Genomic DNA, 2,617 nt, shown 5'->3' with positions numbered 1-2,617 from the left:
TGAAAGCGCCCTGACCCAGGTAGTTCAGCACAAGGGCGAGGAAAACGAAATACCACGCCCGGATGATGGGCTTTCTTCCCAGGTGGCCCATATCGGCATAGAGTGTTTCTCCTCCCGTCGCGCAGAGAATGACCTCGGAGAGCACGAAGAAACCGGCGATGCCGTTATCGTAGAGGAACGTGACGGCGTACAAGGGATTGATCGCCTTCCATACAGAGGGGTATCGCGTGATGGACACCACGCCGGAAATTGCGAGGGCAATGAACCACAGGAGCATGAGAGGCCCGAACGCCCCGGCGACCTTCTCCGCGCCTTTTCTCTGAAAGGCGAAGAGGGCTATGGCGATCACGCCCGCGATGAGGATGAGCGTGGTCTGCTTCGTACCGTGAAATCCGGGGATCAGAAGGATGCCCTCCACTGCACTCAGTATGCTTATCGCGGGAGTGATAACGCCGTCGCCGACAAGAAGGGATATGCCGACGAAGGTGAGTATGGTGACAAAGACCGCCCCTCTTCCCTTCTTCAGAAGGCGGATCAATTGACCTCTGAGGATGATCGTTCCCCCCTCTCCCTTTTCGCCGAGGCTCATGGCAAGCCACGCGTACTCGACGGATACAAGGATCACGAGGGTCCAGACTATGAGGGAAAGGACACCCATAACGTTGTCCACCGTCGGCTTGAGGAGGAGGAAGATGACGGTGAGGGTGTAGATGGGGCTGGTACCGATATCGCCGAAGACAAGGCCGAGAGACTTGATGACGGACCTGATATCGTCGGCGACACGGTGCCGGCGTCCGAGCGCTTGAGGTTTAATAGCGTTGTCTTGCATTCAGGTGACTTATGTTACCCAATATTGACGGGAATTTCAATGCACACAAGGCGCGGACACAGGAAGAGATGGTTCTTTGCCTCCGGAGGCCGGTTCCTGACCCGGATCCACAGCCTGACGCATACATAACCCCGCGCCCCACCCCGTCGTTTCTTTCCGCCTTTCAAGCCTGGAACTTGAGACCTGCGACCTGCGACGCTTCTATTCCCTTCCCTTCGGTTTCGGCCTGTCCTCCTTGCCCCTGAACCATCCCTCCTTCGCGCGTGGGAAACAATCGAAGCGGGCGACGTAAGGCTTGATGTCGACAAGCGGTGTGCCGTCTAGGACGTCTATGCCCGCGACCTCGAGCGTGCTGCCGTTTCTTCCGATAAGCTCCACGATGGTGAGCCCGAGGCAGTTAGGCCGCGCCGGGTAGCGGCAGGCGAATATCCCGTGTGGTTCGTCATCGAGAAGAACAGGCCGCACCAGTTCGACCTGGCCCGCCCTGTCGAAAGGATAGATGAGGAATATGTGCGTGAATCCCTCGATGTCCTTAAGCCCTTCCCGGTATTCCTCATAGATCTCCACCAACCCCACCGCGTCGGGCCGGAACCTCCCCTGTATCGGTGTCTCCTCCTTCGTTTTGAAAGGGGAACGGATCACCCCGATCGGCCTCACAACAAACTCAAGTCCCTCGTCCTTCATCCCTGTCCTTTCCCAAAATGATTGTTTCAGCCGCTGTTCCTTTCTTGTCTTTTGTCTTTAACCCTCAAGCGGCTCAAGCGGTTCAAGCGGCTCAAGCCGTCTCTCAGTCCTTAAAGAACCTCAGCCTCAACGAATTGCTCACCACCGATATGGAGCTGATGACCATGGCAACGGCGCCGAAGACCGGTTCCATTCTTATACCGAAGAAGGGGTAGAGCGCGCCGAAGGCAACGGGTATGCCAAGGACGTTGTAGATGAATGCCCAGAAAAGGTTCTGCTTGATGACACGCATTGTTTTCCGGGAGAGCCTGATAAGGCTGACGAGCCGGGACAGGTGGCCTTTCATGAGCACCACGTCCGCCGACTCGATGGCGATGTCCGTACCTTTCCCCATGGCGACGCCGATGTCCGCCGCGGCGAGAGATGGGGCGTCGTTGATGCCGTCCCCGACCATGACCGTCACTCCCTTGCGCCGGAAGTCCTCGACGATGGCCGCCTTCCCGTCGGGAAGGACGCGGTGGAAGTAACGCTCGATGCCGAGGCGCCCGCTTATCGTCCGCGCCCCGTTCTCGCTGTCGCCGGTGATCATGACGGGCTCGATATCCATCTCCCTGAGCCTCCGTACCACCTCGACCGCCTCTTCCCGCACCCGATCACTGAAGGTCAGAATGGCCATGGGCCCTGTGTCGTCCCACAGGAGGACCGGCGAAGCGGCGGACCGCTCCTTCTCCTCGTAGAGGTCCCTCGTCCCGCTGTCGAGGGTGTGCCCCTCTTCTTCGTGGAAGGCCCTGTTGCCCATCCGGTAGTCGGTCCCTCCGATCGTCCCTTTGATGCCCCTGCCGATGACAGCCTGGAAATCCGTGACGTCAAGGGAGGGTATGTCCGATTCCTGGGCCTTTTTCCTCAGGGCCTCTGAAAAGGGATGCTCGGACTGTTTCTCCAGGTTGAAGGCGATGCGGAGGACCTCCTTCTCTCCCGCGGACGCGAGCGGTATGATGTCGGCGAGGACTATGACGCCCTCCGTCAGGGTGCCTGTCTTGTCGAAAAGGACGTTCCTCGCCTTGTTCGTGAGTTCCAGGGCCTCGGCGCTCTTGATCAGGATCC

General features: G+C 58.8%; 3 protein-coding genes. All 3 read right to left on the bottom strand.

Annotated features, from left to right (window positions below; translation table 11 throughout):
• The coding region (locus GXX82_16380) for a potassium transporter Kup (GenBank protein NLT24621.1) at positions 1 to 829 on the bottom strand (829 nt) is incomplete at its 3' end.
• 201 nt (positions 830 to 1,030) lie between these two features.
• Positions 1,031 to 1,513 carry a tRNA (N6-threonylcarbamoyladenosine(37)-N6)-methyltransferase TrmO gene (tsaA, locus tag GXX82_16375; GenBank protein NLT24620.1) on the bottom strand — a complete coding sequence of 161 codons (483 nt, stop codon included), beginning with the start codon at positions 1,511 to 1,513 and terminating at the stop codon, positions 1,031 to 1,033.
• Between the two features lie 103 nt (positions 1,514 to 1,616).
• Positions 1,617 to 2,617: HAD-IC family P-type ATPase (locus GXX82_16370; protein ID NLT24619.1), on the bottom strand; the 1,001-nt coding region annotated here is incomplete at its 5' end.

This window comes from Syntrophorhabdus sp. (assembly GCA_012719415.1).
GTDB lineage: Bacteria > Desulfobacterota > Syntrophorhabdia > Syntrophorhabdales > Syntrophorhabdaceae > Delta-02.
Note: the sequence above shows the minus strand (reverse complement) of the source record. Positions and strands in the feature narration are given on the sequence as shown.